General features: G+C 37.4%; 13 protein-coding genes. 7 read left to right on the forward strand and 6 right to left on the reverse strand.

The window, feature by feature from the left end:
* Positions 1 to 53: 53 nt before the first annotated feature.
* The 3 genes from MSC25_RS12470 to MSC25_RS12480 form a co-directional block, all read right to left on the reverse strand.
* Entirely contained in the window at positions 54 to 917 is an 864-nt protein-coding gene (locus MSC25_RS12470; protein ID WP_248443592.1) for an EamA family transporter, read from the reverse strand.
* A gap of 150 nt (positions 918 to 1067) precedes the next feature.
* Positions 1068 to 1778, reverse strand: coding sequence for an AraC family transcriptional regulator (locus MSC25_RS12475; RefSeq protein WP_248443593.1), 711 nt, complete (start codon positions 1776 to 1778; stop codon positions 1068 to 1070).
* A gap of 86 nt (positions 1779 to 1864) precedes the next feature.
* The gene (locus MSC25_RS12480) at positions 1865 to 2296 is read right to left on the reverse strand and encodes an Lrp/AsnC family transcriptional regulator (protein ID WP_248443595.1); all 432 of its coding nucleotides are present in this window, start codon (positions 2294 to 2296) and stop codon (positions 1865 to 1867) included.
* 167 nt (positions 2297 to 2463) lie between these two features.
* Between MSC25_RS12480 and MSC25_RS12485 the strand changes: the two genes are divergently transcribed.
* The 4 genes from MSC25_RS12485 to MSC25_RS12500 all read left to right on the forward strand — a co-directional run bounded on the left by MSC25_RS12485 (position 2464) and on the right by MSC25_RS12500 (position 7149).
* The gene (locus tag MSC25_RS12485) at positions 2464 to 3546 is read left to right on the forward strand and encodes an ornithine cyclodeaminase (RefSeq protein WP_248443596.1); all 1083 of its coding nucleotides are present in this window, start codon (positions 2464 to 2466) and stop codon (positions 3544 to 3546) included.
* Positions 3543 to 4454 (forward strand): arginine deiminase-related protein, encoded by a 912-nt coding sequence (locus tag MSC25_RS12490; RefSeq protein WP_248443598.1) that lies wholly within the window; start codon positions 3543 to 3545, stop codon positions 4452 to 4454. The genes MSC25_RS12485 and MSC25_RS12490 overlap by 4 nt, the downstream gene beginning before the upstream one ends.
* Positions 4455 to 4580: 126 nt before the next feature.
* Positions 4581 to 5987, forward strand: a complete 1407-nt coding sequence (locus MSC25_RS12495; RefSeq protein ID WP_004586317.1) for an alanine/glycine:cation symporter family protein — start codon at positions 4581 to 4583, stop codon at positions 5985 to 5987.
* Between the two features lie 139 nt (positions 5988 to 6126).
* Positions 6127 to 7149 carry a patatin-like phospholipase family protein gene (locus MSC25_RS12500; protein WP_248443599.1) on the forward strand — a complete coding sequence of 341 codons (1023 nt, stop codon included), beginning with the start codon at positions 6127 to 6129 and terminating at the stop codon, positions 7147 to 7149.
* Positions 7150 to 7478: 329 nt separating this feature from the next.
* Here the strand turns inward: MSC25_RS12500 and MSC25_RS12505 are convergent, their stop codons facing one another.
* Together MSC25_RS12505 and MSC25_RS12510 are read right to left on the reverse strand one after the other, a co-directional pair.
* On the reverse strand, positions 7479 to 7877 hold the full coding sequence (locus MSC25_RS12505; RefSeq protein WP_248443600.1) for a hypothetical protein: 399 nt from the start codon (positions 7875 to 7877) through the stop codon (positions 7479 to 7481).
* A gap of 166 nt (positions 7878 to 8043) precedes the next feature.
* Complete coding sequence (locus tag MSC25_RS12510) at positions 8044 to 8607, reverse strand: YSC84-related protein (protein ID WP_055019010.1); 564 nt, start codon at positions 8605 to 8607, stop codon at positions 8044 to 8046.
* A 137-nt stretch (positions 8608 to 8744) separates the two neighbouring features.
* Between MSC25_RS12510 and MSC25_RS12515 the strand changes: the two genes are divergently transcribed.
* Both MSC25_RS12515 and MSC25_RS12520 read left to right on the forward strand, forming a co-directional pair.
* Positions 8745 to 9956, forward strand: coding sequence for a tyrosine-type recombinase/integrase (locus MSC25_RS12515; RefSeq protein WP_054981980.1), 1212 nt, complete (start codon positions 8745 to 8747; stop codon positions 9954 to 9956).
* Positions 9956 to 11155 carry a cation:proton antiporter gene (locus tag MSC25_RS12520; protein ID WP_248443601.1) on the forward strand — a complete coding sequence of 400 codons (1200 nt, stop codon included), beginning with the start codon at positions 9956 to 9958 and terminating at the stop codon, positions 11153 to 11155. The genes MSC25_RS12515 and MSC25_RS12520 overlap by 1 nt, the downstream gene beginning before the upstream one ends.
* A 143-nt stretch (positions 11156 to 11298) precedes the next feature.
* Here MSC25_RS12520 and MSC25_RS12525 read toward each other — a convergent pair whose 3' ends face one another.
* Positions 11299 to 14346, reverse strand: a complete 3048-nt coding sequence (locus tag MSC25_RS12525; protein WP_248443602.1) for an FAD-binding and (Fe-S)-binding domain-containing protein — start codon at positions 14344 to 14346, stop codon at positions 11299 to 11301.
* Between the two features lie 145 nt (positions 14347 to 14491).
* Between MSC25_RS12525 and MSC25_RS12530 the strand changes: the two genes are divergently transcribed.
* Positions 14492 to 14701: a TMEM134 family protein gene (locus tag MSC25_RS12530; RefSeq protein WP_248443603.1), complete on the forward strand. Its 210-nt coding sequence runs from the start codon at positions 14492 to 14494 to the stop codon at positions 14699 to 14701.
* Positions 14702 to 14747 lie beyond the last annotated feature (46 nt).

The raw sequence follows: 14747 nt of genomic DNA on the forward strand, positions 1-14747 counted from the left end.
TTAAACTTAAATTACCCCTTAAGTTTAAGCGTTAGTAAAGTGCCGTGGCAAAATTAAAGCTCTGCTTTTTTTAAACTTATCGATGGCTTTTTATTGCTAATCGCCGCACCTATTAAAATAAGCGCTAAAGCAATAAACACTGACCAACTAAAGGGAGTCTGCGAGGCGAGTATTAAAATAAAAGTAGAAAGCACCGGCGTTAAAAAACTCAACGAGGCTAATAGCGAGCGGTTACCAAATTTTAAACCATGATCCCATAAATAAAATGCACCTCCCACTGGGCCTAACCCTAATAAAATAACGCCTAGCCATTGTGAAATAGACAAACTAGTAACGGTTGTTTCAAAATAAAAATGTGCACAAAGGGCAAGCACAGCCACAATAAGCGAAAGCCAGCCTATGTCATCTACATGGCTATTAAATTGCGACATTAAATAAGAATAACTAGACCACAGTACTGCGCAGCATCCTGCAAAAAAATACCCTAAGTAATACTCACTATTGATAGATAGCCCACTGCCATCGGTAATTAAACTAAGCGTGCCTAAAAACCCCAATAATCCGCCCAATATTGCTTTAAATTTAGACCCAGGGGTAGCCACAAATACACCCAGTAATAATGGCCAAAGGTACACAATTAAACTTACCTCTATTAAAGGGCCGTATTTTAAAGCCATAAAATAACAAAAGTGAAAACCAAATAAGCCAGTCACACCTATTAAAATTTGTTTTTTAGAAAGCTTTGGAGGGGTTAATAATGGCTGTTTTGTAGCAAAACGTTTTACTAATAAAATAATAAAAGAAAGTGCAAAGCACATAAAAAGTAACTGAAAAGCCGGGAGCGCTTTGGTTAAATCCCCCAGTAATGCTAAAAGCCCCCACGAAAATATTGCTAAAAACCCTATGTGTGTTGCCATTAATTACCCTCCGTAAATACTATGTACTGAGTGTATCAATATAGGTTTTTAAAAATATGCTAAAAAGACGGTGTTATTGTTTGCTCTGACGCTATTTAACCTACGCTCTGCTTGAGTTTGCTTTATTATTTCGTGTTTAGGTTATCTGTATTACTGCTTTGCAAACGCTTTAGGTGGCTGTCCAAAATATAAATTAAACCGGCGGCTAAACGCAGAGGCATCGTTATAACCAATGCGCTCACCTACTAAAGCAATCGGTAAGTCTGAATGGGTTAAAAGGGCGCGCGCGTGCTGCATTCGCAACATAGTTAAATATTGCAGCGCACTCATAGTGGTACTTTTTTTAAACACAGTTTTAAATTGTGTAACGCTTAAACAGGCTATATCGGCCAGCTCTTTTAACGTGTAGGGGTAGGCTAAATTTTGCTTAACAGTGGTTATTACATTATCTATTCGCTTATCAATATTACTGTGGCTGCTTTGCTCACAAAGTAATAAGTAAAATAAATCAAAAGTTGAATTAGTAAGCTTTTCATCCCTAACAACGAGCAGTTGCTGCTCTATAAACTGTAAGTAACTTAATAAACGGCTATCTATTGAGATTTTAGGGCATAAAAGGTTAATAAGGTTTTCAGGGAGCGCGTCTAAATCTGCCACAATAAAACGCGCGGCTTCATCGGCCGTAAAGGCATGCACTACGTTTTTCTCTATAACGATACAACTGCCCGTACTCACCGTTGTTTTATAGTCATTATTTAACGTTATAAAAATTTCCCCGTGTAGGGGTAAAACGAGTTGATGGTAATTGTGCTGGTGGCGCTTTATATCTTGCGAATAATACCGAATAGAAAGCTTATTCATTACCTACTCCAATACCTACTCCAATACCTAATACAGAACCCGAGTATTGCCTAACATACTTTAAGTAAAACATGGCGTTAATAAACCTAAGTAGATGACAATAATATACTGGTTTCGCTATTTAAAATGCCTTCTATTTCGCGTACTTGCCTGAGTACGCCATCAAACTCACTTAAATTTGCCGCCTGTATTTCAGCCACTAGATCCCAAGCGCCGTTGGTTGTATGTAACTTTGTTAGCTCTGGTATGCCGCGCATGGTTTTAATTACCTGCGATGTAGATTTACCCACCACTTCAACCATCATTATTGCTCTTACAGCTTCGGTTTCTATGTGTTCGTGTACACGCACCGTAAAGCCTAATATAGCGCCCGATGAGACTAAACGGTCTAAGCGATTTTGCACTGTCCCGCGCGACACATTTAAAACATCGGCTAGGGCTGAAATAGAAGCGCGGCCATCTTTTCGTAATTCGGCTATTAATGCGTTATCTAATGAGTCGTAAATGTAAGGGGTCATAAAACGCCTTGGGTTATGTTTTTATTACAAATTACTAAATTTGTACTTTATTGCATAGCAATTTGCTAAAAAATACTATTATTTGTATAAACTTTTGGCATTTTAAGTAACACCTCTGGCCTATAAACTTATTTCAATTAATTTATTTAGTCATTAAAGAGGTATTTATGAGTCATTTTATCGCACAACCTAAACAAGGTGTTCCATTCGTTAGCGTACAGGCAATGGCCAAACTTATAAATAAAGTCGGAATAGAAAACGTATTGCTTGAGCTTACTCAAAGATTAGAACACGACTTTGCTCGCTGGGAAGAATTTGAAAAATCGCCACGTTATGCGGCGCACTCTCAAGATGGCGTAATAGAGCTTATGCCCGTAAGCGACGGTAAAATGTTTAGCTGTAAATATGTAAATGGTCATCCAAAAAACACCTTTAAGAAACTTCAAACCGTGGCCGCATTTGGTATTTTGTCGGATGTTGATAGCGGCTATCCGGTCATGATCAGCGAAATGTGCTTACTAACAGCCTTACGTACAGCGGCTACATCGGCGCTTGTGGCAAAATATTTAGCGCCTAAGCACTCAACAACACTTACATTAATTGGTAATGGTGCACAGTCTGAGTTTCAAGCATTAGCTTTTAAAGCCGTATTAGGTATTACTCACATTCGTTTATACGATATTGATAAAAACGCCTCACAAAAAGCCTACAACAACTTAAGTGGTTACGGCTTAAATGTAACTCTATGCAATAGCGCAGAAGATGCCGTACAAGGCGCGCACATTATTACCACCTGCACTGCCGATAAAAAAAATGCCACTATTTTAACCAGCGATATGATCCCCCAGGGCGTGCATTTAAATGCCATTGGTGGCGATTGCCCTGGTAAAACAGAGCTTGATTCACAATTATTAACGCGCGCAAATGTGTTTGTAGAGTACGAACCGCAAACCAGAATAGAGGGCGAAATACAGCAAATGAGCGAAACCTTTGCCGTAACAGAGTTTCATAAAGTAATTAATAAACACACACCTGGGCGTACAAGTAACGACGAGCTTACTATTTTTGATGGGGTAGGCTTTGCAAGCGAAGACTTTACCGCGCTGGTGTATATTAAAGACGCGCTGGTGGCTGCGGGTGAGTTTGAACTACTTGATTTAATTACACAACAAGCTGATCCGCGTAATTTATTTTCGGTACTTAATAGTACACAACCATCAAAAACACCTAAGCAAGAGCAAGTCGCATGAGCCACATAAAGCAAGCACCGACAGCGGTGGTGATGGTGCGCCCACATCACTTTACATCTAACCCACAAACCATGTTAGACAACACGTTTCAAAGTACCTGCAACTCACAAAATCAGAGTCAGCTTGCCTTTGACGAAGTCACTAATGCGGTTAAATTATTACAAAACGAGGGCGTAACGGTTCATCTTTTTGAAGACGAACATACACACACGCCCGACTCTGTGTTTCCAAATAATTGGTTTTCTACCCATCAAAGTGGCGAGCTAGTTATGTATCCAATGTACGCAGAAAACAGAAGGTTAGAATATCGAAAAGATATTATTGATTTTTTGACTAATCACTATAAAGTGTTGTCTGTGACTGATTATTCATTTTTAGCGAAAGAAAATGCATTTTTAGAAGGCACAGGATCGCTTGTTATTGACCACCCCCATAAGCTTGCTTATGCAGTAGAATCAAAGCGCACTACTAAAACCGTGGTTAATACAGTGTGCGAGCAATTAAAGCTAAAACCTGTTGTATTTAACGCCTACGATGAGCAAGGCACTGCGGTTTATCATACTAATGTATTAATGTGTGTAGCCACAGAGTTTGCCATGATCAGCTTAAATATGGTGCCAAATAGTCAGCACAAACAATTAACTAGCCATTTTATACAAAGCCATTTAGAAGTAATAAACTTATCTAATGCGCAAATAAGTAGCTTTTGCGGCAACGCAATAGAGTTACAAGGTACAAATGGTCGTATTTTAGCACTCTCACAAACGGCGTTTAATGCACTTACAACCGAGCAAAAAGCAGCAATACAAAAAACAGCTAAACTTGTTCCGTTACCTATACCAACCATAGAGTCGGCGGGAGGTTCGGTTAGATGCATGATTGCTGGCATACACCTGCAAAGTAAATAACCTACCACTAAGTCAACATACTAAGGCAGCTTAGCTGCCTTAATCTATGGCTAACATGCATTATTAAATGCCAATTACTCAACTGCGCGCTGAGTAAAAATATAATAAATACAAAAGGATTAGCCCATGTTCGATACCGTAGTAAAAAGTGTAAATGGCCTATTATGGGGAGAAGGCCAAATACTAATCTACATACTACTGTTTGCAGGTATTTGGTTTTCGGTACGTTTAAAAGCAATTCAAATAGTAAAATTTAAACACATGTTTAGCCTGTTAAAAGGCAGTAGCAAGTGTAAAAAAGACGACATTTCATCATTTCAAGCATTGTGTACTGGCCTGTGTGCCCGGGTAGGTACAGGTAACTTAGCTGGGGTCGCTGTTGCAATTTCACTAGGCGGAAGCGGCGCCATATTTTGGATGTGGGTTATAGCCATACTAGGCATGGCAACCGGCTTTGCCGAAAGTGTATTAGGGCAAGTGTATAAAGTACGCGATAGTAGTGGCGAATTTAGAGGCGGCCCCGCCTATTATATTCAACAAGGTTTGGGCAGCCGTGCCTTTGCTATTGTGTTTGCCGCGTGTTTATTTTTAGGTTATGGCTTTACTTTTAGTGCCATGCAAACCAATACCATAACCGACGCCCTTAACTATGCTTTTCAAGTACCTACCTTTTATTCTGGATTAGTTATTACCGTATTAGCAGGCTCAATTATATTAGGTGGCTTTAAAGCTATTGCCCGCTTTGCTGAGCGAGTAGTGCCACTAATGGGCATATTATTTGTAGCCGCGGCGGTTATTATTACGATTATGAATTTACCGCAAGTGCCTGCCATGCTTAAAGATGTGTTTTTATCAGCGTTTGGTTTACAAGAAGCCGGCGCAGGAGCAATGGGCGCAGCCATTAAAAACGGTATACAACGCGGATTATATTCTAACGAAGCCGGCGCAGGTAGTGTGCCGCATGCTGCAGCAAGCGCAAGCCCAATGCCTAATCACCCAGTTACACAAGGGTATATACAAATGCTTGGCGTGTTTTTCGATACAATTGTGCTTTGTAGCTGTACCGCGGTAGTTATTTTATTGGCCGATGTAGATATAAGCGGCGAAATGGAAGGCATACGTTTAACCCAAAGCGCCATGACCGCACATTTAGCACAAGGCGGTGTGTACTTTGTTGCTGCAGCCATAACCTTATTTGCTTTTACCTCGGTAGTGGCCAACTATGCTTACGCCGAAAGTAACCTGCATTTATTTAAGCTCGATAACAAAGTAGGGCGCACAATTTATACATTACTTTATTTATCAATGATGCTGTGGGGCGCATCGGCATCTCTAAAAGAAGTCTGGGATTTAGCCGATATAGCATTAGGGTTAATGACAGTGGTTAACGTTATCGCTATTATATTGCTCACGCCAACTATTTTGTCTGTTAATCGCGACTACAACACACAAAGAGAAAAAGGCATAGAGCCCGAATTTAAAGTAAAAGACGTAAAAGTACAGGGTAAATGCGAAAGCGGCATTTGGGATTGATTCCCGTATTTTAAGCAATTTTAACGATAAAAAGCGGTTTTATGGCAACATAATACCGCTTTTTAATTTTGCATAATTATTCAAAATTAGATTGTGTGAACAGCACTAAAATATAAGAATAACAAGGTAAATTGATTTAATGATCGACATTCACGCAGGTAAAACCGCAGCAAAAATTATTAACGAACAGGGCTTTAAACCCGAGTTATTTACCTCTTTTTTAGGGGCAAGTGGTGGGCCTAAATGGTTTACATTATTTGGCTTAGACAAATATATTTTTGGTGAGTTTTTTAAAAACCGTACCCAACCACTTAACTTAATTGGTTCATCTGCTGGCGCATTTCGATCAGCCTGTTTTGCACAAAACGACCCCGTTGCTGCCATTGAACGTTTAGCCAAATCGTATTCGCAAACGCGCTATTCTAGCAATAAACCAATACCTGCTGAAATTACACTAAAAGCCCGCGCATTATTAGATGATGTATTTGGGGAGCACGGCGTAACCGAAATTTTAAATAATCCTATTTTTAAAGCGCATTTTATAGTGGCAAAATCGAATGGCTTTATTGCGAGTGAAAATAAATTAATTCAGCTTTTAGGTTTATCAAAAAGCTATATGCTTAATCGGGTTAACCGAAAATTATTAGGCTCGCAGTACGAGAGATTTATTTTTGGCGCGCCAAACAGCAATTTATCTATAACCGACAGTTATAATTTTAAAACGCAAAACATACCACTTAGCCAAACAAATTTAAAAGATGCCTTACTTGCATCAGGCTCTATACCACTTGTTATGCAAGGAATAAAAAATATTGCAGGTTCGCCACCCGGCATTTATCGCGATGGCGGAATAATTGACTACCACTTTGATTTAAAAATTAATAACCCAGGCTTAATTTTATATCCGCATTTTAATAGCGAGCCAAAAGCAGGGTGGTTTGATAAAAATTTAAAACGTAAAGTAGCACCACAAAATTACGATAACGTGGTGATGATCTCCCCATCAAAAGAATTTATAGCCGGCTTACCTTACGGAAAAATTCCAGACAGAAATGACTTTACCGATCTTGATGCAGACACACGTATTAAATATTGGAATACTGTTTTTAGTGAAACTGAAAAGTTGGCTGAGGCATTTGATAAGAAATTAATGATTAAATAAATGTATGAATTAGAAATAACAATAAGTTAGGTACTGTTTATAAGTAAAGGAAGATTCGATAAGGAAATATATCTAATCTCATAAATAAAAATTTATAAAATAATCTTTGTCAAAAAGTAGTTTGAGCTTAATTTGATTACTGATGTATTGCTCTACTAATATAGATTAGCGTCATAAGATATGGTGTAATTTTTAATTAAAAAAGCTAATTATTAATACCTAAATAACTAGCTTTATTATTTATATAACGTTTTGGTGAAATAAAATTTCACGGTTTCATTTCTATAAAAAAATTTTTAGTATCGACTAATTCTTATCTATAAAAAATTTTATTCACTAAAATTTTTATCAAGTTTATTAACGAGAGAGCGAAAGTCATTAGTTAGAATTTCCTCTGAATTTGGGACTAAAACTATTGCTTGTGAAAAATATTTATCTTTAAGTAGTTCATCACCATTTTTTTCATGTAATAGCCCAATTCGGAAGTAAGTTAAAGCAAGGTTTAAATTTGTTCCTTCTATTGAAAATTCATCTGGGCCAATATACTTTAATAAACGAGCTAGTGAGTTTAATGCATATAAACCGGTGGCAGTATCATTAAACAAATAAGCTTTATGGGCTTCATTGATTTCATTTTTTAAATATGAAGATGTTGAGCTATTTGCAAACGCATTACTTATGGATAGGGTGAAAAATATGAAAAACATCAATATTTTGAAAGTAGTCACTTTTTATTCCTTTAAATAATTAACAGTATTAAAAATATACAAGATTGTAAAAGAATTTACAACTTATCATCATAGCTCATAAATTACGTTATGTTAAATTGTGTGATTAATAAGAAAGCGAGCGTGATTATACAAACCAGCCCGCTTTTAGGAGAGTAATTAGGTGTTAATTTAGCTCAGAATCTACCCAAAATTTAGTGCCTTTTAGTACTGCTTGAAGTGCAAGGCCATTTTCGGTTAAAGAATATACGGTAACTTGGTCGGCAATGGCTTCTGCAACCAGTGCTCCACCTTTATCTTCGTATTTTGCTGCTGCATCTGCGTTTCCGCCAAAGGCCCAACCGTGTTCAATAAATCTATTTACTGCCGCTTGGTTATGAAAAACCATAACAACGTTAAAATCTTTAACGCCTAAACCAAGCCCTAAACCGGCTTCACCCATATTCATGTAGGTTGATTTACCCGTTAAGTTATTTTTTACTACACCGTACCCGCCACCAAAACTAGCTAAAACTACATTTACGTTTGCGTTATCAAATACGGCGTAACCGGCAGAATTGGCAATTTGTTTTTTAACATCGGGTTTTTGTGCGTATAATTTGTCGAGGGTATTGTTTTTCATACTTTGTACTAAAGCGCGTTTTTCGCTAGGTGAAGCACTACCTGTAGTAGCACAACCTGTTAGTAATACACTTATTGTAAGTAGGCCTAACACTATAAATTTTTTCATAAAACTTTCCTTAATAAGATTCATACCAATACACAACAATGTATAAATAAATACACTTTCACTATGTCCAATACTAGACAGTATCGGACTTTAACGTTAAGCTGTAAGTCTATTATTTTATTGAATATTTATACATTATGCTTGTTGCTTTAGTTGATACGTTAAAACAATTAAGATACCAAATTGCTCATCTTGACGACGGTACTCTAAACTCAGAATACCCAGAACTTGCATCCTTTATACAGCAAGTTGGCTTGACTGTAACTGAATCAAAGGACGATCTTAAATTTTTATACCAATTTTTATATGTGTACGGCCGAAAATCTGAGGCAACATTTAATCGTTTTCGTAATGAGCTTGAACGATTTTATTTGTGGTCTTGGCTAATTGCCGAAAAATCTGTATTTAGTTTAAAGCGCGAAGACATTGAAGCGTATGTTGATTTTATGGCTGAGCCAGATAAAAAATGGGCATCAACTTCGGTGCAATGGCGTTACAAAGATGAACAAGGCATTCGTCGGTTAAATCAAAATTGGCGCCCTTTTATATTAAAAGAGTCAATTGCGAGCCAGCAAACATTAGCGGCTATGTTTACTGCGCTAAATGTATTTTATAAGTTTTCTATTTTAGAAGAAAAAACGTTTGCTAACTTTGTGCCTGTAGTGAAAAAAAATAGCCCCTATTTGGTAGTTCAATCTCAAATTCAGATCCCAGACACTTTAAGTGACATACAATGGGAATATGTATTTGGCGTAACACGCGATTTATGTGAAAAAAAACCAGAGCTTGAACGTAACCTATTTACGCTCGCGTGTTTAAAAGGGCTATATTTACGTATATCAGAATTATCAGAGCGCCCGCAGTGGTCGCCAGTTATGTCACACTTTTGGCAAGATAATGACGGTTTTTGGTTTTTACGAATTATGGGTAAAGGTAATAAGCTACGAGATGTTACGTTAAGTGATGATTTTGTTGAGTATTTAAAACGTTACCGATTATACAGAGGGTTACCCGCCCTACCTCGCGTTGATGAATCTGAGCCATTGGTGCATAAAATTCGTGGCCAAGGTGGGATGACAGTTAGGCAAATTAGGCGTTTAGTGCAGCAAAGTTTTGATTTAGCTCAGCAATCGTTACTTGATGACGGGTTTAAAGATGATGCAGAACAACTTGAAGCGGCCACTGCCCATTGGCTTCGTCACACGGGTGCAACACATGATGCGCAAACTCGACCGCTAAAACATTTATCGGAAGATTTAGGGCATTCAAAAATTGCGACAACTGATCAAATTTACATTCAAACAAATATTAAAGAGCGAGCAAAATCAGGCGTTAAAAGGAAAATTTAATGGAATACTTAGTAATAGCATTTATTGGTTTTTTATTTTTAGTTTATTCAATTTCAATAAGGCAGTTAGAGCGCACAGAAATAACAGGCCCTATGTTTTTTGTTATTGGCGGCATGTTTTTGGCGTTTTTACTTCCTAATGAAGGCGAAAAATTAAAAACAGGAATAGATTATTTATTACCACTGATAGAGCTAACGCTAAGTATATTTTTATTTTCTGATGCGGCTAAATCTAAGTTAGGTGTATTGAGGCATAGTTTTCAATACCCTAGCCTATTACTATTCGTTGCCCTACCCTTAACTTTATTGTGCGGTATTGGTGTTAGCTTATTTTTATTTGCAGAGTTGTCGTTAATTCAATCGGCACTGCTGGCAATTATACTTACACCAACCGATGCCGCTTTGAGTAAAGGGTTATTGCAAAGTGCACAAGTGCCCGAAAAAATCAGGGAAGGTATAAATACCGAAAGCGGATTAAACGATGGCTTATGTGTACCAGTATTTTTAATTTTTATTTTATTAGCTAAAAACCCTGACTCTGCTATTACTGCTTCACATACATTAGGTGTGTTTTCAAGAGAGCTTGGCTTAGCATTATTGATTGCTGGTTTTTCTATAGCGATATTTATTCCGGCATTAAATTTTGCAATGCAGCGCCATTACTTTGCAAAAAGCACCAGCCCATTTTTACTTTTAGGTTTTGCGATGGCGGTGTTTTCTATCACACAATATTTTCATGGCAGCGGGTTTATAGCGGTGTTTATAGCAGGTTTGTTATTTGATAAATTTTCTAAAACTGACATTCGCGCTGAGCTAATAGAGGATTCGGAGCACATTGCTGATTTTACTTCGTTAATGATTTGGTGTTTATTTGGATTTGTTTGTGCGTATTTAGTAATACCCAAATTAAATACAAATATAATTGTGTATGCCTTACTAAGCACTACATTAATTAGAATAATTCCGGTTATGTTATCGTTACAATTTACAGCACTTAATTGGAAGGAACGTTTTACTTTTGCATGGTTTGGGCCACGCGGTTTGGCATCTATTGTTTTTACTTTAATGGTAATAGACACGCAAATAGAAAATAAATACGATATTGCCACTATTGCAATGACTACTATTTTATTTAGCGTGTTTATACATGGTATAAGTACAAAGCCAATTGCAGATAGCTTCGTTAAAAAATCTAAATAGCGTTTAGAAAAATTAGCGAATCTATTGTTTTGCTATAAACACGTTTATTAGCTTTAAAATAAATCACTTAACTAAGCGAATTGGTATTAATAAAAAAGGCGTAACTTATTTTTAAGTTACGCCTTTTTTATTTTTAACTTTTACTAGCTAAGTACCTGAGCGAGCAACTCTATTGGGTGCTTTGGTTTAAATTGCTCAAAACGTTTTACTTGGCTGCGACACGAAAAACCGGTAGATAAAAGTTGCTCTGGTTTATTTTTATCTACTATTGGTTTCCAACTCATTTCGTACAGTGCACGGGAATTTTCTTGGTTTTGTGCTTCATGGCCATAAGTACCGGCCATGCCACAACACCCGGTATTGGTTGTATTTAGGGTTAAACCAATTTCAGTAAAAATTGTTTTCCATACACTTGCAGCTTTTGGTAAAGCGGTTGTTTCTGTACAGTGGCTTAGTAATGTAAATTCAGTATCAGTTTTTTGTTTAGCCGATAATGATTTAAACGATTGAGTTTGTAACCATTCATGGGCAAGTTGTACATGAAACTCGCCGCGATTATTTTCTAAAATGGTTTTGTATTCATCGCGATAACACATAACTAACGATGCATCTAAACCAACCAAAGGCGAATTAATATCAGCGAGTTTATTTAAAAACTCTGCGCCATTTTTTGCCGTTACTTTAAACTCATGCAAAAACCCTTTTACGTGTTGGGCTTTACCATTAGGTTTAAACGGCAATAGCATCGGCTTTTTACCTAGCGCGGTGATAAGTGTTATAAAACTTTGCACTAACTCGGCTTCGTAAAAGCTGGTAAACGGGTCTTGCACTATTAGCACATAGTCATTTTGTTCATCGCTTGAAAGTGAATTTAATAATTCAAAATTAAATTTATGTGCTTTTGCTACGCGTTTTTCGAGTGAAGGCACACTTAATTGGGGTGTATCTACATACCCTACTGTTTTTTTAATTAAACTACTTACTAAGTTTGTTTTAACAATTGGGTTGATCACGCGTGCAAATTTAGACATTACAGGCGCCGAACTTTCAATGTTAGCGACTAAATAATCTTTAAGTGGGCGCGCGTAATAACTGTGATAATAATTTAAAAAGCGTGCTCTAAAAGTAGGTACATCTACTTTAATTGGGCAAGATGTTGTACACGCTTTACACGCTAAACATTCATCCATTGACTCTTTTACTTCGTGAGAAAAATCGTAAACACCTTTGTTTTTTTCACGGCTATGAACAAAACGCTCCCACCAGGTAATAACTTCGCCTTTGTTCAGCTCTTTTTCTACTTCGAGCAAATCTACATTTTTAGACTCTTGAAGCCGTAACCATTCTCGCATTAATGTTGCGCGGCCTTTTGGCGAATGCCTGCGATCGCCGGTTACTTTATATGAAGGACACATGGGAGAATTTTCGTCGTAGTTAAAACAAATGCCGTTACCATTACAGGTCATTGCATTGTTAAAACTTGTTTTTACATCGATAGAAATTTGCTTATCGAAGTACGAACGTTTTTGCCCATCTACACTAACTAGTGAGTCCTCACTTTCTATGGGAGTACATATTTTACCAGGGTTTATTCTATTATTAGGGTCGAACGCTGTTTTTATTTTACGTAGTTGTTTAAATAAATGCTCGCCAAAAAACTCAGGGCCGTATTGACTTCGGTAACCTTTACCATGTTCGCCCCACATTAAGCCGCCGTATTTAGCGGTGAGTTTTACAACTTCGTCTGAAATTTTACGAAGCAGTTTTTCTTGTTCTGGGTCACACATATCTAGCGCCGGGCGTACATGTAAAACACCCGCATCAACATGGCCGAACATACCGTATTGTAAATTATGGCTATCGAGTAATGCTCTAAATTCTACAATGTAGTCGGCTAAGTTTTCTGGCGGTACAGCGGTATCCTCAGCAAAGGCCAATGGCTTTTGGCTGCCTTTAACATTACCGAGTAATCCGACAGATTTTTTACGCATTGCATAAATTTTTAAAATGTCACTTTTACTGCTTGTTAATTGATAGCCAATGACACCATTGGTTTGATTTGCTACGCATTCATCTAATAATGTGCAAAGTGTGTTTACTTTGTCTTTTATATCTTCAGGTGATACTGCATTAAACTCAACCATGTTGAGTCCTTGCATATCTTTATTTGGTACATCGGTTATTAAGTCCGATACTGAATGCCAAATAATATCTTCGCGAGCCAGGTTTAATACTTTGCTATCGACTGTTTCTACCGATGTTGCACGCGCATCAACTAAAAATGGAGAGTGGCGAAGTGCCGAATCAAAACTGTCGTATTTAATATTTATCAGTGTTTTAAATTCGGCTATGGGAGTTAGGTTTAATTTAGCTTCAGTAACTATACCAAGTGAGCCTTCTGAACCGGTAATTAGCCTACTCATATCAAAAGTTTGTAAGTCATCACTTAGCACATGCTCTAGGTCGTAGCCGGTCAAAAAGCGATTTAAGCGAGGAAACTTGTCTAAAATAGCTTGGCGCTCATTTAAAGAAATTTCCAATACTGTTTTGTAAAGGCTACCGATTAATGATTCTTGCTCGGCTATTACTTTGGCTTTTTCTATGTCTATTGGTGATGTCACCATTGGGCTGCCATCGACTAAATAGGTAGTAAGTCCTAAAACATGGTCGCTGGTTTTACCGTACACTAATGAACCTTGACCTGATGCATCTGTACTGATCATTCCGCCAATGGTTGCTCGGTTACTGGTTGATAAGTCGGGTGAGAAGAAAAAGCCGTACGGTTTTAAAAAGTCGTTTAATTGATCTTTAATTACACCTGTTTGTACTCTAACCCAACCTTCTTCAACGTTAATTTCGAGTATTTCGCGCATGTAGCGAGACAAATCAACCACTATTCCTGGTGTGAGTGATTGCCCATTAGTACCTGTACCACCACCACGAGGGCCAAAAGTAAGCGACAAAAATGGGTCGCGAGATGCTGTTTGCAATGCCAGTTGAATGTCTTTTTCGGTTTTAGGAAAAATAACACCTTGTGGGATTTGCTGATAAATACTGTTATCAGTAGAGGCGGTTAAACGCGTTGCATAGCTTGCATCGGTGTCTCCACTAAACCCCTGATTTTTAAGTGTACTTAAGTAGTTCGCGACAAGCTCTGTCGCTGCATCTTGCTGTGTAATTGTTGCTATCATGACGGCGATAATTTAAGGCATTTGTGTAATTATATCATGGTGATGGCTAATAGAAATTGAAGATTTTACAGTTTGTAACACTCTTTTTATCGTAATTTGAGCTGCTGTATTTATAATCAAGTTAAACCACAGTGTAGAGCTTTATATGAAAAAATTACTATTACAGATCATAGGTGTGTTGTTTATTTTGCTGGGGCTATTTTTTGCTGTAGTTCCAGGCCCCTCGCTGATATTTTTTATGGCGGGGTTACTGTGTTTTTCGTTTTATTTCCCAAAAGCCAGGCATTATTTAAAGCTTTGCCAAAAAGCCTTAACTAAATCGTGTAATTATTTAGATAAAAAATTAGCACGGTAATTTAGCCCACATACAAAAATGCCAGCATAATTGCTGGCATTTTTAT

This window comes from Pseudoalteromonas sp. 1CM17D (assembly GCF_023161805.1).
GTDB lineage: Bacteria > Pseudomonadota > Gammaproteobacteria > Enterobacterales > Alteromonadaceae > Pseudoalteromonas > Pseudoalteromonas atlantica.

Bases quoted from the DNA above. Each gene is read 5' to 3' on its own strand.
- MSC25_RS12495 (WP_004586317.1), top strand. From the start codon at position 4,581: ATGTTCGATACCGTAGTAAAAAGTGTAAATGGCCTATTATGGGGAGAA.
- MSC25_RS12530 (WP_248443603.1), top strand. From the start codon at position 14,492: ATGAAAAAATTACTATTACAGATCATAGGTGTGTTGTTTATTTTGCTG.
- MSC25_RS12470 (WP_248443592.1), bottom strand. From the start codon at position 917: ATGGCAACACACATAGGGTTTTTAGCAATATTTTCGTGGGGGCTTTTA.
- MSC25_RS12500 (WP_248443599.1), top strand. From the start codon at position 6,127: ATGATCGACATTCACGCAGGTAAAACCGCAGCAAAAATTATTAACGAA.
- MSC25_RS12490 (WP_248443598.1), top strand. From the start codon at position 3,543: ATGAGCCACATAAAGCAAGCACCGACAGCGGTGGTGATGGTGCGCCCA.
- MSC25_RS12485 (WP_248443596.1), top strand. From the start codon at position 2,464: ATGAGTCATTTTATCGCACAACCTAAACAAGGTGTTCCATTCGTTAGC.
- MSC25_RS12475 (WP_248443593.1), bottom strand. From the start codon at position 1,778: ATGAATAAGCTTTCTATTCGGTATTATTCGCAAGATATAAAGCGCCAC.
- MSC25_RS12525 (WP_248443602.1), bottom strand. From the start codon at position 14,346: ATGATAGCAACAATTACACAGCAAGATGCAGCGACAGAGCTTGTCGCG.
- MSC25_RS12520 (WP_248443601.1), top strand. From the start codon at position 9,956: ATGGAATACTTAGTAATAGCATTTATTGGTTTTTTATTTTTAGTTTAT.
- MSC25_RS12480 (WP_248443595.1), bottom strand. From the start codon at position 2,296: ATGACCCCTTACATTTACGACTCATTAGATAACGCATTAATAGCCGAA.
- MSC25_RS12515 (WP_054981980.1), top strand. From the start codon at position 8,745: ATGCTTGTTGCTTTAGTTGATACGTTAAAACAATTAAGATACCAAATT.
- MSC25_RS12510 (WP_055019010.1), bottom strand. From the start codon at position 8,607: ATGAAAAAATTTATAGTGTTAGGCCTACTTACAATAAGTGTATTACTA.